The organism is Prochlorococcus sp. ALOHA_ZT_50, assembly GCF_022447305.1.
In the GTDB taxonomy this organism is placed as follows: domain Bacteria; phylum Cyanobacteriota; class Cyanobacteriia; order PCC-6307; family Cyanobiaceae; genus Prochlorococcus_A.
On the sequence record NZ_JAKVCI010000002.1, the window covers coordinates 1 to 17,234 of the forward strand.

Annotated in this window: 13 protein-coding genes; 9 read left to right on the forward strand and 4 right to left on the reverse strand. The window is 30.6% G+C overall.

The window, feature by feature from the left end; all coding sequences use genetic code 11:
• The coding region (locus MK115_RS00435; protein ID WP_287608150.1) for an argininosuccinate synthase at positions 1-968 on the reverse strand (968 nt) is incomplete at its 3' end.
• 285 nt (positions 969-1,253) lie between these two features.
• Here MK115_RS00435 and MK115_RS00440 point away from each other — a divergent pair.
• The 3 genes from MK115_RS00440 to MK115_RS00450 are packed head-to-tail and all read left to right on the forward strand — an operon-like array spanning position 1,254 to position 2,851.
• On the forward strand, positions 1,254-1,535 hold the full coding sequence (locus MK115_RS00440; RefSeq protein ID WP_025923746.1) for a DUF3134 family protein: 282 nt from the start codon (positions 1,254-1,256) through the stop codon (positions 1,533-1,535).
• Complete coding sequence (gene mraY / locus MK115_RS00445) at positions 1,519-2,595, forward strand: phospho-N-acetylmuramoyl-pentapeptide-transferase (protein WP_287608151.1); 1,077 nt, start codon at positions 1,519-1,521, stop codon at positions 2,593-2,595. The genes MK115_RS00440 and mraY overlap by 17 nt, the downstream gene beginning before the upstream one ends.
• 10 nt (positions 2,596-2,605) lie before the next feature.
• Positions 2,606-2,851 (forward strand): hypothetical protein, encoded by a 246-nt coding sequence (locus MK115_RS00450; RefSeq protein WP_025882542.1) that lies wholly within the window; start codon positions 2,606-2,608, stop codon positions 2,849-2,851.
• Here the strand turns inward: MK115_RS00450 and MK115_RS00455 are convergent.
• From MK115_RS00455 to MK115_RS00465, 3 genes are all read right to left on the reverse strand, one after another.
• Positions 2,785-4,194 carry a glycosyltransferase gene (locus MK115_RS00455; RefSeq protein WP_287608152.1) on the reverse strand — a complete coding sequence of 470 codons (1,410 nt, stop codon included), beginning with the start codon at positions 4,192-4,194 and terminating at the stop codon, positions 2,785-2,787. The two genes, MK115_RS00450 and MK115_RS00455, sit on opposite strands and share 67 nt — an antisense overlap.
• 200 nt (positions 4,195-4,394) lie before the next feature.
• Complete coding sequence (gene uvrA / locus MK115_RS00460; RefSeq protein WP_287608153.1) at positions 4,395-7,298, reverse strand: excinuclease ABC subunit UvrA; 2,904 nt, start codon at positions 7,296-7,298, stop codon at positions 4,395-4,397.
• Between the two features lie 54 nt (positions 7,299-7,352).
• A complete protein-coding gene (locus MK115_RS00465; protein WP_287608154.1) occupies positions 7,353-9,032 on the reverse strand; it encodes an AAA family ATPase in 1,680 nt (559 codons plus the stop codon).
• A gap of 68 nt (positions 9,033-9,100) precedes the next feature.
• On the opposite strand from MK115_RS00465, the gene MK115_RS00470 reads away from it, so the two are divergent.
• The 6 genes from MK115_RS00470 (at position 9,101) to purL (ending at position 17,187) form a co-directional block, all read left to right on the forward strand.
• The gene (locus MK115_RS00470) at positions 9,101-10,957 is read left to right on the forward strand and encodes an ABC1 kinase family protein (protein ID WP_287608155.1); all 1,857 of its coding nucleotides are present in this window, start codon (positions 9,101-9,103) and stop codon (positions 10,955-10,957) included.
• Positions 10,958-11,530: an alpha/beta hydrolase gene (locus MK115_RS00475; RefSeq protein ID WP_287608156.1), complete on the forward strand. Its 573-nt coding sequence runs from the start codon at positions 10,958-10,960 to the stop codon at positions 11,528-11,530.
• A gap of 6 nt (positions 11,531-11,536) precedes the next feature.
• Positions 11,537-12,640: a threonine synthase gene (thrC, locus tag MK115_RS00480; protein ID WP_287608157.1), complete on the forward strand. Its 1,104-nt coding sequence runs from the start codon at positions 11,537-11,539 to the stop codon at positions 12,638-12,640.
• A 337-nt stretch (positions 12,641-12,977) separates the two neighbouring features.
• Positions 12,978-14,135: a DNA polymerase III subunit beta gene (gene dnaN / locus MK115_RS00485; RefSeq protein WP_287608158.1), complete on the forward strand. Its 1,158-nt coding sequence runs from the start codon at positions 12,978-12,980 to the stop codon at positions 14,133-14,135.
• 1 nt (position 14,136) lies between these two features.
• Positions 14,137-14,844: a PRC-barrel domain-containing protein gene (locus tag MK115_RS00490; protein ID WP_287608159.1), complete on the forward strand. Its 708-nt coding sequence runs from the start codon at positions 14,137-14,139 to the stop codon at positions 14,842-14,844.
• A gap of 3 nt (positions 14,845-14,847) precedes the next feature.
• A complete protein-coding gene (gene purL / locus MK115_RS00495; protein ID WP_287608160.1) occupies positions 14,848-17,187 on the forward strand; it encodes a phosphoribosylformylglycinamidine synthase subunit PurL in 2,340 nt (779 codons plus the stop codon).
• Positions 17,188-17,234: the final 47 nt, after the last annotated feature.

Consider the following 17,234-nt stretch of genomic DNA (forward strand, 5'->3'; position numbering starts at 1 on the left):
TTAAGAGGACCAAACCAAAAACCTTGATAGACTAATTGACCCCATTTTTTTTCCACTATTCCTTTAAAGTCGACAACATCTGGGTTTAATGTAATGCTCTCTAATTCTTTGTGAGCTTTGATTAAAAGTAAGAGGCCAGGTGTTTCGTAAATCTCTCTACTTTTAATTCCTACTACTCGATCTTCAATCATATCTATTCTTCCAAAACCATGCATACCTGAAAGATCATTTGCTTTTTGAATAATCTCTACTGGAGTTAAAAATTCATCATTAATTCCAACTGGAAACCCATTTTTAAAAACAATTTCTATATCTTGAGGAGAATCAGGTGAATTATCAATTGATGATGTCATCGCAAATATATCTTCAGGTGCTTCTTGCATTGGGTCTTCTAATATGCCTGCTTCAATACTCCTACCAAGTAAGTTAACGTCTATTGAATATGGTGATTTTTTTGATACTGGTGCAGGAATACCAAATTTTTCTCCATACACTATTGCCTCTTCTCTACTCATATTCCACTCCCTTGCAGGAGTAATTATTTTTAAATCAGGACCTAAAGCGTTAATTGCTAAATCGAACCGAACTTGATCATTCCCTTTACCAGTGCATCCATGAGCTACTGCATCGGCATTAATCTCTCTAGCAATATTCACGAGATTTTCAGCAATTAAAGGCCTAGCAAGAGCAGTAGATAAAGGATATTTATCTAAATATAATGCGTTTGCTCTAATGGCTGGAAAAGCGTATCTCTCAACAAAACTATTAACTAAATTGCCAACGATTGATTTAGATGCACCAGAATTTAAAGCTTTTTGCCTAATAAGTTCTAAATCCTCGCCTTGTCCAAGATCTGCTACAAAAGTAACCACTTCTGAAATTCCATATTCATTCTTTAAATATGGAATACAAACGCTCGTATCTACGCCACCAGAATAAGCTAGTACAACTTTTTTTACCTGCTGCATCTAAATTTGCTCCATAAATTTAAATTTTTTGACGTAATTAAGAATTTGAAAACTTATTAAAGACTAATACTATTGTAACTAAAAGAGCTGGACCAAAAACTAGTAATAAGAGAAGAAAGTTATTAATTATTAAAACATTGGGATTCAAATATCCAATAAGTTTTAATAATCCAGACAGCAACAATGAAATTAGCCAGATAAAAAAGTATTTTAAATTTGCTTTATCAAACAAAGTTTTTCGTGTGCATCATTATGTATTATCTTATATATAGAACAAAACCTTTAATGGATTCAAATAAATTAAAACTTAGATTAGACGATATTTCTGAAGTCAATCCTGCTTTAACTTGCTACCACAGAGATGATCCAGCTCCTGTGTTGCCATTAAGAGAGGAACCTGACCTTCTATCTTGGCTCGAAAATACAGGTAGACTTGTTGCAGAAAAAGATGGAGATTCACAAGAGATTAGTACAATAGAAGAAGAAGAACTTTCAGCACTTATGGGAGAAAAGGAAGATTATAAAACTGAAGAAGATCCTTCATTAGAAGATGATTGGGAAGATTAAAAAGTTTAACTTTAAATCTTTATTTATATTAAATACTTTTGCTTTAATAGTTACCTCCTATTTTTTTAATAATTTTATTTTTACAGGAGTTTACATATTATTCTTCTTTATTTCTATTTTTACAACGAAAAATGGTCTAAAGATTATCAAAAAATTTAATTTACTTCAAAATATTAGGAATGAAGGCCCAGCTAATCACTTTAAAAAAAGTGATACTCCAACAATGGGTGGGATTTTTATGATAATCCCTTTTTTAATTTTGCTTTTGATAATAACTATCAATTTAGGTTCTCTAAAATTATTTCTTTTATTACTTACTATTTTTGGTTTCTTTATTACAGGATTTTTAGATGATTATTTAAGCATTAAAAAAAAAGAGAACACAGGTTTAAAAACAAAAGAGAAATTTATCTTACAAAGTGTCATCTCAATAATTTTTATATTGTTAGCCTATGAAAAAAATTTAATCAGTCCATTAATAACAATTTCTGACTCCTGGGGAATAAATATGAATATTTTCATATTGCCAGTTTCTTTTTTAGTACTTGTGGGCATAAGTAATTCAGTAAATTTGACTGATGGACTAGATGGATTAGCAGCTGGATGCAGTGGGATTGTCTTTTATGGATTAGGAACAGAAATATTAATGAAAGAACAGCAAGAACTTTTTGTTTTTAGCATCTTATGTTTTTCGATGTCCGGCATATGCTTAGGATTTCTCAAGTATAATAGTTATCCTGCAAAAATATTTATGGGTGACACAGGATCTCTAAGTATTGGAGCAATTCTGGGTTCTATAGCGTTATTAACCAATAGCGTTTTTACCTTATCTATTTTCTCAGGAATATTTATTATTGAATCGTTATCAGTAATGATTCAAGTAGGGTTTTTTAAAATTACAAAAAAATTATTTCATAGAGGTAAACGCATATTTTTAATGGCTCCACTACACCACCATTTTGAACTTAAAGGAGTTAAGGAACAAAAAATAGTTGAAAATTTTTGGAAAATCAACATTTTACTTGTAATTTTAGGTATAGTTTTAAAAATCAATCTTTGAAAAATTTGTTATGAATTTTTTTACATGGAAAGATAATGGATTAACAAGTGACTGCTCAAGTCTTGATGCAATGGCATCAAGATTTGAAGAAACTGCTAACTTAATGAAAAAACTTTCTAAGAAAGGCTTTAAACTAAAGAAAACTCAAAATAATCAACTAATTCTTCACCCTGATCCTGAGGTTTTTGATCAATGGGGTTTTATAAGTGAGGAAGTCCCTTTTAAACAACTTTGTTTAATGTCAGATGAAGAATAACTATTTGAACTTGAAAATTCTTCAGTAAGTACTGATAAATAATTGCGTACATGAGTGTTCCAACTAAAGTGCCTGTTAACACCCTCAATTCCATTTCTGCTCCATATTTTCCACTGATTATTATTTGATATTCCTTTTTCAAGAATAACTTTCAACTCATTAATATCAGTAACATCTACTAGAAGTCCATTTTCACATTTTGAACGAATTTCTTTTGGCCCTCCATCATTTGTTGATATTATTGGTAATCCACATGAAGAAGCTTCAAGAAGAGTTAAACCAAAAGGCTCTGTTAAAGCTGGATTTACAAATACACCCCCTCTGCTAGCAGCCCACCTATATAAAGCAGGAATCTGACTTGGAAGATGTTTTTTTGGATAAGCTACCTTTCCATACAAATTATATTTATCAATTGTTTCAAAAATATTATTGAAAACATCTTTTTGTTGAGGGTCAAGTTTTGAAGTACTATCTCTACAACCCAAAATCAAAATTAAATTAGTTTTTCTTTTTAATTTTTCAGATCTTCCATATGCTTCAATCAAAGATGGAATATTTTTTCTTCGTACAGCTCTAGAAATAGTCAAAAATGGAGGTTTAGTAGAATCCTTTAGAAAAGGTTTCATCATGTTATCAATTTCGGCTGTCTCGCTTGTGGAGTGAATATGGTGAAATTTATTATGATCAACACCAGGAGGAATAACTTTAGCTTTGTGAGGTGAAAAAGAAGAATATTGGGAATATTGATAAACTGACTCTTGTTTAGTGCTTGTAACAACAATATCTGCAGACTTCAATGCTTTTTCTTCTGCCTCAATTCTTTTACTTATAGAATAAAGCTTTTCTATTTGATTAGTTTTTAAACCAGTATCAAGCAATTTCCTTTTTTTCTCTCTTCCTAAAGAATGACCAGTAAAAATAAGAGGAACGTTTAAGGATTTACTTAGTTTAACTCCTACATATCCAGCATCTGCATAATGTGCATGAATGAAATTAGGCTTTTTGTTTTTTTTATAGTAAGAAATTAGTCTTTCAGTTAAATGATCTAAATAAGGCCAAAGCAATTCCTTTCTTAAATATTTATTAGGTCCAAATTTGAATCTTAAAATTCTAACTCCAGGTTCTACAAATTCTTCTTCTTGAGAATATTCATCATCTACTTTAGGGTCTTTTATTAAACGAGTAACTAAATCCACTTGATCAACTTCTGAAGTATTAGCCAAACTTTTAATTAACTCTAAAACGTATTGTGTTTGCCCTCCTGTATCTGCATCCCTGCCTAACTCAAGATTTTTAGAACGTATAAGACCATGTAAATGTAAATGTAAAAATTTCAACCTCATTCAGCAAATCCTCCGATCAACGGCCTTTAATACAAATAAGCTGAATTTTCTAAGGAAATATTAAGAAAGCATTATGATTTGAAATTTTTTTAAGATGAAAGTTTTCAAAAAGCAGTTACAGAATAGCTTTATGCCCCTTTAAAAAAGAATTTCGTATTGCTGAAATAATTAAAATAAAAAGAAATACAACAAGGATTTTCTTATTTCAGAACCTTTTTAAGATATTTTGCTGTATGACTTGTAGGATTTTTAGCTACATCCTCAGGAATACCTTCTGCAATGATTTCTCCTCCTTTATCCCCTCCATCAGGTCCTAAATCGATAATCCAATCTGAACATCTAATAACATCTAAATTATGTTCAATAACAATTACTGAATTACCTTTATCTACCAAACGTTGTATCACATCCATTAATTTATGAACATCATAAAAACTTAACCCTGTAGTTGGTTCATCAATCAAATATAAAGTTTTTCCAGTAGCCCTTTTTGACAATTCCGTGGCTAACTTAACTCTTTGAGCCTCTCCACCAGATAATGTAGGAGCTGGCTGGCCTAATTTGACATATCCTAAGCCAACATCAACCAATGTAGATAATCTATCAGCAGCTTGAGGTATAGCAGAAAAAGTTTCTGCAGCTTGTTCAACAGTCATCTCTAAAACATCAGATATATTGAAACCTTTATATTTCACCTGAAGAGTTTCCCTATTAAAACGAGCTCCTTTACATACTTCACATTGAACATACACATCAGGTAAAAAATTCATTTCAATTACATTGACTCCCTGACCTTTACAAGCTTCGCATCTTCCTCCTTTCACATTAAAGCTAAATTGACCAGCCTGATAACCTCTTGCTTTTGCTTCTACTGTGGCAGTAAATATCTGCCTTATAGGATCAAAAGCACCAGTATATGTAGCAGGATTTGATCTTGGAGTTCTTCCTATTGGAGATTGATCAATAACGATAACTTTATCAATTGCCTTTATACCCTTTAACTCTTTTACACCTTGAGGAAAAGGAACTTTTAATCCTAGAGAATGACACAATGCAGGATGAAGTAATTCATTTATCAAAGTGCTCTTTCCACTTCCACTTACACCAGTTACAGAAACTAACCTTCCTAAAGGAAATTCCACAGAAATATTTTTTAAATTATTTTTAGAGCAATTATTTAAAATTAAACTTTTTTTTACAGATGATCTACGTTCTTTTGGAGTAGGAATCGACTTCCTACCACTGAGATAAGCTCCAGTTAATGACTTTTCTGAATTTAAGACATCTTGATAAGATCCTTTAGCAATAATTTCCCCACCATAAACACCTGCCCCTGGACCAATATCTACTAAATAATCTGCGGATTTCATAGTATCTTCATCATGTTCAACGACAACCAAAGTATTTCCCAAGTCTCTTAAGCTTTTTAATGTTTCTAATAATCTGTCATTGTCTCTCTGATGCAAACCAATACTTGGTTCATCTAATACATATAAAACGCCAGTAAGACCTGCACCTATTTGTGTAGCCAATCTAATACGCTGAGCCTCACCACCAGACAAAGTCATAGCTGGTCTATCTAAAGTCAAATAATCTAAACCTACATTAATTAAAAACTTCAAACGTAAACGAATCTCTTTTAAAACCAATTCACCTATCTGCTTTTGTTTTTCTGATAAAGATATATTTTCTTTCTTTGTCTTACCTAAACCCATGATGCGCTCTACGTGATTTAGGGTTTCAGAAACGCTTATAGAAGTTAAATCAGTAATGTTGTATGGACCAAGTTTAACTGCCAAAGCCTCAGGTCTTAATCTTTTTCCAGAACATGTCTTACAGGGAACTAATTCTAGATACTTTTCTAATTTTTGTTTAACTGATTCTCCATTGGCTTCATTCAATTGCCTTTCTAATATTGGCAAAATCCCCTCAAAAGGTCTTTCAAAACCACTAGAAGTTTTAAAACGACTATCAGCTTGAATTAATATTGGTTTATCTGATCCCAAAAGTAGAACTTTTTTTTGCAAATCACTTAAATCTTTCCAAGGAGTTTTTAATTCAAAACCATAAGCTTGTCCTACAGAATAAAGTAAAGAGAAGTAATAAGTATTATCTTTTTCACTCCAAGGAGCTATTGCAGCATAAACAGGTAATGTTTTATCAGGTATAACTCTATCCGCAGTAAATTTTTTTAAATAACCAATCCCATGACAATCTGGACAGGCCCCATATGGGCTATTAAAAGAAAATAATCTAGGAGAAAGTTCTTCAACAATAGAGCCATGTACAGGACATGCATAATTTTCTGAGTAAAGTTTTTCTCTCTCTAAGTTAGAAGGTAAGTTTTCTCCTTTTTTTGGAACAACTTCTACTATTGCTAAGCCATCGCCTCTTTTGAGACAAGTTTGTAGAGAATCATTTAATCTTTCTTGTATTCCTTCTCTTGCAATTAATCTATCAACTACTACCTCAATATTATGAATTTGATTTTTATCTAATTCAATACTATCAGCAAGTTCTCTTACCTCTCCATTGATTCTTACCCTAGCAAATCCTTCAGCAGCTAGTCCACTTATTAATTTTGTATGTGTTCCTTTCTTACCTCTTACAACAGGAGCCAACAATTGGTACCTTGTTCCTTCTGGTAAAAGAAGAATTTGATCCACCATTTCATCAATTGTTTGAGGCGCAATTGGAATCCCGCAGTGGTGACAATGCGGCTCACCAGCACGACCAAACAATAATCTTAAATAATCTTGTATCTCTGTTACTGTTCCAACTGTTGATCGAGGATTATGACTTGTAGATTTTTGATCAATTGAAATAGCAGGTGATAAACCTTCAATATTGTCAACATCTGGTTTATCTACTTGACCCAAAAATTGCCTTGCGTATGCAGAAAGACTCTCAACATATCTTCTTTGACCTTCAGCAAAAATAGTATCAAAGGCCAGAGAACTTTTACCACTTCCACTCACACCTGTAAAAACTATAAATTTATTCCTAGGTAGAGAAAGATCAATATTTTTTAAATTATGCTGACGAGCTCCCCTAATATTAATTGAGTTATCTTCTCCAAAACTACTATCAACTTTATTAACCATGTTTAAATCTAAATTATGATTTAAAAAGATTATTATAGTAGAATTTTTTCTATTTTACGCAGCTGAGCGATCAAGAAGTCTAGAAGCATATTCGTTTACTTCGCATGAACCTCCACCTATAAGTTCTATTAGTTCATTTTTTCTTTGATTTTTTGTAGTTAGTTTTGCAATTGAAGTATAAGTTATTCCATTAATTACGTTTTTATTAACTTTAAAATGAGCTGATCCCCTAGCAGCTAGGAATGGCTGATGTGTAATACATAAGACTTGTTGATTTTTAGAAATTTCTTTTATAAGCTCAACCAAAGAAAATAGAGATTTACCACTTAAACCACTATCAATTTCATCTAAAAAGAAAGTATTGGGTTTTTTAGAAATACTAGATTTAATAGCTAACAAGAATCTTGACATTTCTCCACCAGAAATAACATTTGATAATGGAGCAAGCTTCTGATCAGGATTAGCCGAAAACAAAAAATTTATATCGTCAATTCCATCGCCAGAAGGCTTACATTCAGAAAATTGAATTGAAAAATTTGCATTTTCTAAACCTAGATTGCTTAAAATCGACATTACTGAATTTTGTAACTGTTTAGCAATTTTTTTTCTTTCAGTAGATTGAATAACAAATAAAGAATTTAAATTACTTTGTAAATTCTCAATTTGAGCTTTAATCCTGCAAATCTCATTACCTTGATCATTTTGTTGAAAATACGTCTTTAATTGATCGCGCTTTTCAATTAATTGAGTTAAATCCAATGAAAAAGTTCTCTCTAAGTTTTTTAAAAAGAATAATCTTTTTTGTATTTCTGGAAGATTAGATTCATAATTTTCTATTTCTTGCAAATATGATTTTAAATCAAAAATTAAATCTTCAACATCAGCATGAATATTTAATAACTTCTCTCTAAATTTTTGAATCTTTAAATCGAAATCTGCTGTTTTATTTAAAATCTTTATTGATTGATTTATCAAAGAAGTTACTGACGGTTCATCATGACTGAAATTATTTAAGTTTTCTAATGATGATTTAATTGAATTATTAATTTCAAGATTATTTACAAGTTTATTTTCTAATAACTCTAATTCTAAAATTTCTTCACTGGAATTTAAATCAGCTTCTTCTAAACTCTTCAACATGTGTTTAATTGCCAAGTTTTTTTCTTCTTGATTCCTAGAAAATTCTATTTTTTCATCCATTAATCCTTTTAAAACTTTAGTTTCTCCCCATATACTTTTAATCCTTTCGCTAGTATCTCTTGATTCTTGGGAACATAAGTCATCAATAATTAATCTTCTCTTATCTAAAGAATCAAAGATAAAAGTGTCAGATTGACCTGCAAAATCTATTAAAAATCCTCCAAGTTTTTCTAATGATTGTCTATTAATTGGTAAATCATTAAGGCTATATTTGGATAAGATTTTATTATTTTTTTTATAAGATTTTCTTTTAATTTGTAGTTCTGAAGAAGTTATTTCAAAACCATTACTAATTAACCAATTATTAATTTGAAAAGAAGAAGAAAATATCGCCTCAATAACGCAAAAATCTTTTCCTGGACGTATTAAATGTTTTAGAGGTATATTAGTTCCACCAAATAAAGCATTTAGGGAATCCAAAATTAATGATTTTCCTGAACCTGAATCCCCAGTTATGATATTCAAACCTTTTTCGAAATTAATTTCTATAATTTCTATTAAGGCAATATTTTCTATTTTTAGTTGTATTAACATGATAAATCTTCCATATAAAAAAATTAACTTCTTTTTTAAAAAAATAAAGGTTTTAAATATATAAAGTTATGAAAGAAGATTTTACTGATTTTATTGAGGTATCTGGACTCTTAAATTATGATCCAGATACAATTTCTAAAATTTACAAAAAAAATCCTAAAAGACTTTTAAAAAGACTTTGGCAAACACTCATACCTATTTTTGCTTACATCTTTTCCGTTGGATGGGATAAATTAACTGGAAGACTGAAAAATGAACAGCAAGCAAGATTTAGAGCAAGAGAATTAACAAATTTGTTAGTAGAACTTGGACCTGCATTTGTTAAAGCAGGCCAAGCTTTATCAACAAGACCAGATATAATCCCAGGGATTCTTCTAGAAGAATTATCTGAATTGCAAGATCAACTCCCTGGGTTTGATGGCAATAAAGCTATGGAGTTAATAGAAGAAGATTTAGGATACAAAATAAATGAGATTTTTTTAGAAATTGATAAAGAGCCAATTTCCGCTGCTTCTTTAGGGCAAGTGCATAAAGCTAAATTAAAAAATGAAGAGATCGTTGCAATAAAAGTACAACGGCCAGGTTTAAGAGAACAAATAACCTTAGATCTTTACATAGTGAGAAATATTGCTTATTGGCTAAAAAACAATATCGGATTAATAAGAAGTGATCTAGTTGCTTTGATTGATGAATTAGGCAAGAGAGTTTTTGAAGAGATGGATTATCTAAACGAAGCTGCAAATGCAGAAAAATTTAGAGATATGCATAAACATAACAAAATGATTGCCGTACCAAAAATTTATAAAGAAATAACTTCAAGAAGAGTTTTAGCAATGGAATGGATAGACGGTACAAAATTAACAAATTTAGAAGACGTAAAAAAATTAGGAATTAATCCTGATGAAATGATTGATATAGGGGTGCAATGCAGTTTAGAACAGCTTTTAGAACATGGTTTTTTTCATGCAGACCCACATCCAGGTAATTTATTAGCCTTAGAAGATGGAAGATTATGTTATCTAGATTTTGGAATGATGAGCGAGGTTTCCAGAGAATCTAGATCAGGATTAATTCAAGCAGTAGTACATTTAGTAAATAAAAACTTCGATAAATTATCTCAAGATTTCGTAAAATTAGGATTTTTATCAGAGGAAGTTAATCTAGAACCCATTGTTCCAGCATTTCAAGATGTTTTCATTAACGCCGTTGAACAAGGAGTTTCAAAAATGGATTTTAAAAGCGTTACAGACGATATGTCTGGTGTTATGTATAAATTCCCTTTCAGACTACCTCCATATTATGCACTTATAATTAGGTCATTACTTACATTAGAAGGAATAGCTTTAAGCGTAGATCCAAACTTCAAAATATTAGGCGCAGCTTATCCATATTTTGCAAGAAGATTGATGGAAGACCCTGATCCACAATTAAGGGAAAGCCTTAAAGAAATGCTTTTTGATAATAAAAAATTTAAATGGGACCGTTTAGAAGATCTGCTTTCTAACGCTGCAAAGCAAACAAATCTCGATTTAGAAAAACTTTTAGACGAAGTTATAAATCTTCTCTTTTCTCCAAATGGAGGATTTCTTAGAAATGAGATAGTTGAAGGTTTAACAAATCAGATAGATTTACTTAGTCTAAAAATATTGAAAAGTTTGAATAACTATCTTCCACAATCAATTAAATTAAATACTATTAACGAAAATAACAACTTGAATGACCTTATAATGTATGTAGAGCCATTGAGAAACTTTTTAGAAATTTTACAAAAAGTACCCGGGTATTCAATTGACATTTTTCTAAAAAGGGTTCCAAGACTTATAAATGAGCCCTATACAAAAGAAATGGGTATAAAAATTGCAAAAAAAGTAACTGAAAAAGGAGTAGTAAGACTTGTTAAGATTGCTGCTGGTGCAAATATCTAAATGAAGCTTAGTAAAATTTTAATATTTAAAATATTTTTTATTTTAGTAATTTCTCCATTATTTTTAAATGTTCCAAAAGCTAATACTGCTGAAGAAATTAAAATCACATACAGCATATTTTCTAGAACAATTAAAGTAAATTCTTTAAAAACTTTTGCTAAAGAAGGTAAATCTACAAGACAATTAAAAAGAATTTTGAAAGCAACCGGGTCTCCCGATAAAGAAATTAGAACAGTTTTAAATAAAGATTTTGAAGTTCCTATTACCATTGCAAGCAAATTAGTATATTCTGAAATAGGAAATGTTTTTTTAACAAGACTTTCATCTATTATCCACCCACCCAGAGCAACTGATGAAAGAACAGGTATGTTGGCCCTTAGAGCAAGCGTAATTCAAGGAATTAACATAGGAAATGGAAAAATAAATCTAATAAATTTTTTTGAAGGATATCCAACTAAAACTGTAATTTTAGATGTCAGCGCTTTGAGCAAAGTTATGAATAAAGTAGAATCGATTTCAGAATTATTAACCTTTTTCACCAATTCTCCTCTAGAAAAAATCAAAACAAATTAAACAACCATGGTGTTATTAAATAAAATCAAAAATAAACTGCGTATTAATTACAGAAAAAAAAGATGGCCAGGTCTAATAGAAGCTTATAAACAATATCTCCCAGTTACAAAGAAAACTCCTATTATTTCCCTCAATGAAGGAAATACACCACTAATTCTAAGCGAGTCAATTAGCAACTTAATTGGAAATGGAACAAAAGTTTTTTTAAAATATGATGGCCTTAATCCAACAGGATCTTTTAAAGATCGTGGTATGACTATGGCAATTAGCAAAGCAAAAGAAGAAGGCCGTGAAGCAGTAATTTGTGCAAGTACTGGAAACACCTCTGCTGCTGCTGCTGCATATGCTTCGAGAGGAGGATTAAAACCTTATGTTTTAATCCCAGAAGGATTTGTTGCACAAGGAAAGCTTGCGCAAGCATTAATGTATGGCGCTGAGATAATATCTATTAATGGAAACTTTGATAAGGCTCTTGAAATTGTTAGAGATTTATCCTCAGAACATCCTATAGAACTTGTTAATTCTGTTAATCCATATCGAATACAAGGACAAAAGACAGCAGCTTTTGAAATAGTTGATGACTTAGGTCATGCTCCTGATTGGCTTTGTATTCCAATGGGTAATGCAGGAAATATAACTGCTTATTGGATGGGATTTAAAGAATATTCAAAAATAAAAAGAAATTTAAAATTACCAATAATGATGGGTTTTCAATCCGAAGGCTCTGCTCCATTAGTAAAAAATATAATAGTTAAAGATCCAGAAACAATTGCAACTGCAATAAGAATTGGAAATCCTGTAAATAGAGAAAAAGCAAAAAAAGTAAGGAAAGAGAGTAAAGGAGACTTTCAGTCAGTTACAGATGAAGAAATAATCAATGCTTATAAAATTCTTGCCAAAGAGGGAGTATTTTGTGAACCTGCCAGTGCAGCATCAGTTGCTGGACTGATTAAAAATAAAAATAGAATTCAGAAAGAATCGACTATTGTTTGTGTTCTGACTGGAAATGGATTGAAAGATCCTGATTGCGCTATAAAAAACAACGATGCTATTTTTAGGAAAAATATTGAACCTTCATTAAAAAATATAACTAAAATCTTAGGATATTAAAATCCAAAAAAAATAGTGTCTGTGGAAATCAATTAAAAACAAACCTCATTTGTTGAAAAGTACATAATAAGAAATTCTATTTGTTGAATAAATTTAAAATTTTCGAAAAAAGTAAAAAATATTCAACAAATAAAAAATTTTTTACACATATTCTTTTCTTCGTAAACTAAATAGACAAGCTGTTTTATTTAAGAATTCCACAGTTCCCACAAGAACTACTACTACTAAATTTTTTATTTTATTATTTATTTTTATATTAGAAAAAGAGTAAAAATAAATTTATTGAATTTAATTTACGAAAAAAGTATATTGTATTTGTAAAAAGTTCCAAATTCTGATGGAAATTATTTGTAATCAAAATGAATTAAATAATGCTATACAACTAGTAAGCAAGGCAGTTGCTTCAAGGCCAACGCATCCAATTCTTGCAAACATACTTTTAACAGCTGACGAAGGAACTAATAAAATTAGCGTCACAGGATTTGACTTAAATTTAGGAATTCAAACTTCTTTTGATGGAACTGTTAAAAATAGTGGAGCTATTACTATACCTTCAAAACTTTTATCCGAAATAGTAAACAAACTACCTAATGAAACTCCTGTTTCTCTAGAAGTAGACGAGAATTCAGATAATATCCTAATAAAAAGTGACAGAGGTTCTTTTAATCTAAAAGGGATTCCCTCTGATGAATATCCTAATTTACCATTTGTTGAAAGCGGTACTTCTTTGAATATTGATCCTAGTTCTTTTTTAAAGGCTTTAAAATCTACCATTTTTGCCAGTAGTAATGATGATTCAAAGCAACTACTCACAGGTGTCAATTTTACTTTCAAACCAAATTATTTAGAGTCTGCTTCTACAGATGGTCATAGATTGGCTGTTGCTTTAATTGGTAATGAAGAACATATTGAAAATAAAGAAAACTTATCTTCAAATGTTGATGATTTATCGGTAACTATCCCAACTAGATCATTAAGAGAAATTGAAAAACTAGTATCTTTGAGAAGCTCAGAAAATTCAATTAAGCTTTTCTATGACAAAGGTCAAGTAGTATTTATATCTTCTAATCAAATAATTACTACAAGAACTTTAGAAGGTACTTATCCTAATTATTCACAATTAATTCCTGATTCTTTTTCTAAAATTCTAAATTTTAATACAAAAAAATTAATTGATGCATTAGAAAGAATTGCTGTTTTAGCTGATCAGCAAAGTAGTGTTGTAAAGATTAAATTAGATGATACAGATTTAGCTTCAATCAGCGCAGATGCTCAAGATATTGGAAATGCAAATGAATCAATACCTGTTTCTTATTCTGGAGAAAATTTTGATATTGCATTTAACGTAAGATATCTGTTAGAAGGTTTAAAAGTTATTGCTTCTGAAAATGTACTTTTAAAGTGTAATATTGCAACTACTCCAGCTGTTTTTGTACCAGAAGATAATCTTAATTCTTTTACTTATTTAGTTATGCCTGTGCAGGTTCGTTCTTAATTTGAAATTACCTAAAGAAATTTTATTAAGTGAATTACTAAATTATAGTGTTAAGGGTAATATGGTCCTTAATTATGGAAATGGTGAAAATGTTTGGATGCACCCTCCAGTTCACCGGATTCTAGGATGGTACTCTCGTCCTTCAAATTTTGATTTAAAAAGAAATGTTTGGCGATTAAATCAAATTACTCAAATAATAGATAATGAAATTTATGTCAAAGGCGATCCAGCTATTTCGGATTTAGCAACTTTAAATAGGTTCCCAACTTTAATAGAAGCTAATCTTATAAATATAAATGGATCAAAAATAGGAGTCATTGCAGATTTTTTATTTGAAATGAAAACGGGAAAAATTAAATATTACTTAGTTTCTAGATCTAATCCTAAGATTCCAGGTTCTAGTAGATGGAAATTAACTATTGATAATATCAATGACCAACAACCGGGATTGGTATTTTGTGAAAGTAATTCTTTAGATGATTTATCTTTAATAAAATCAAGTATTAAAAATGAATTTATGCAAAAAGGGAAAAAAATTTTTGATAGATTTGATGATATGAAAAATATTGCTTCTAATAGATTAGAGGAATGGCTTGAAGAAGATGAAGATATTAGCCAAAACTTAGATTTTAAACAAAAAAGTTTTTATAATAATGACAGAACATCTATACCGTCTAGTGAAAAAAAAGAAGATGACCCTTGGATATAAATAATGATAAATCAAGAAAATAATGATCTATATGATCTTAATGAAGCACTACAAGTTGAAAATTTAACACTTAATGATTACGAAGAAATTTGCAAAAGATTAAAGAGAAAACCTAATAGAACGGAATTAGGCATGTTTGGCGTTATGTGGTCTGAACATTGTTGTTATAGAAATTCAAAACCTTTACTATCTAAGTTTCCCACTAAAGGTAAAAATGTTTTAGTTGGACCTGGAGAAAATGCTGGCGTTATTGATGTTGGAAATAATCAAAAACTTGTTTTTAAAATAGAAAGTCATAATCATCCTTCTGCTATTGAACCTTTTCAAGGCGCAGCAACAGGTGTAGGAGGAATTTTAAGAGATATATTTACAATGGGTGCAAGGCCAATCGCAGTATTGAATTCATTGAGATTCGGCAACCTTGATAAATCATCAAATGTTGATTTACTACGAGGAGTTGTATCCGGTATTGCACATTATGGAAATTGTGTAGGTGTGCCGACTGTTGGAGGTGAAATTGACTTCGATGATAGTTACTCTGGAAATCCTCTAGTGAATGTTATGGCTTTAGGACTTTTAGAGACTGAGGAAATCGTTTGTTCTGGAGCTAAAAATGTAGGATCACCAGTGTTATATGTTGGTAATACAACTGGCAGAGATGGTGTTGGTGGTGCTAGTTTTGCTAGTTCAGAATTAACTACAACTTCATTGGATGATAGACCTGCAGTTCAGGTAGGTGATCCATTTATTGAGAAAAGTCTTATTGAAGCTTGTTTGGATGCTTTCAAGACAGGGGATGTAATTGCAGCTCAAGATATGGGTGCTGCAGGTTTAACATGCAGTAGCGCAGAAATGGCCGCAAATGGAAATTTAGGGATATCTATTGATTTAGATTTGGTCCCTTCTAGAGAAGATGATATGTCCTCATACCAATATTTATTATCTGAATCGCAAGAAAGAATGTTGTTTGTCGTTAAAGAAGAAAAAATTAATGATCTTATTGAAAAATTTAATAAATGGGGATTATATGCCAGTGTTATTGGTGAAGTGATAGGAACTAATGAGGTAATTATTTCTCATAAAGGTAAAATTGTGGCCCAAATACCTACTTCTGCCTTATCTGATGATACTCCTGTAAATTTTCACAATGTGATTAATAATCCACCCGATGATCTTTTAAATAAATGGGAATGGAAAGAAAATGATTTACCAGAAATTCATGAGCAAAAAATATTTTCATTGAAGGAAAATAAGAATTTTTCTTTTTCAGAAATCATTTTAAAACTACTCTCTAATCCATCAATAGCTTCTAAACGATGGATTTATAAACAATATGACTCTCAAGTTCAGGCAAATACAGTTTTTAAACCTGGAAAATCAGATGCAGCCGTAGTAAGACTAAGGGAACAAAATAAAAAAAATAAAAGTAAAGTATTTTCTGGTGTCGCTGCTTCAGTTGATTGCAATAGTAGATGGGTTGCGCTTGATCCTTTTAGAGGATCTATCGCTGCCGTTGCAGAGTCTGCTAGAAATGTTAGTTGTGTTGGTGCTGAACCAGTAGCAATTACAAATAATTTAAATTTTTCTTCCCCTGAGAATGAAATAGGATATTGGCAACTTTCATCTTCATGTAATGGAATTGCTGAAGCCTGTAAAGCTTTAGAAACTCCTGTTACAGGAGGTAATGTATCTTTATATAATGAATCTAAAAATAAAGATAATCTAATTACTCCTATCAATCCTACTCCTGTTATTGGAATGGTTGGAAAGATAGATAATGTCGAAAAAGCTATAAGTAGTGAATGGAAAAATATTGAAGATGAAATCTGGTTAATTGGTTCTTCCAAATCAGAAATAAAAATTGCAGCTAGTTCTTATCTGGAATATTTTCATGGAGAAATTACAGGTCGGCCTCCAAAAATAGATTTGTTGGATGAAAAGTTTTGCCAGAGTTTTTTAAGAAATGCGATTTTAAAAAGTCTTGTAGTTTCTTCTCACGATATAAGCGACGGAGGTTTAGCTATAGCTTTAGCAGAGTCTTGTATTTTGTCCGCAAGGGGTGCAACTATAGAATTAGAGAAAGATTTAAATAGAGTTGATAATTTATTGTTTGCCGAAGGGGGGTCAAGAATTATTTTTTCAATTAGTAAAATGAAACAAAATGAATGGCTTAATTATTTAAAACAAAATCAAATAAATTTTCCATCAAGTGTTTATGTAAAAAAAATAGGATACGTATCTAGTGACACGCTGAAGATAAAAATCAACGAAAAAAATATTTGCAATATTAGGGTTGAGGAATTAACCGAAAAATTTAATAATAGTATTTCAGATTACTTTTAAATATGAAAAACATTTCTCAACTATTAATCATTTTAAGATATTAAGTT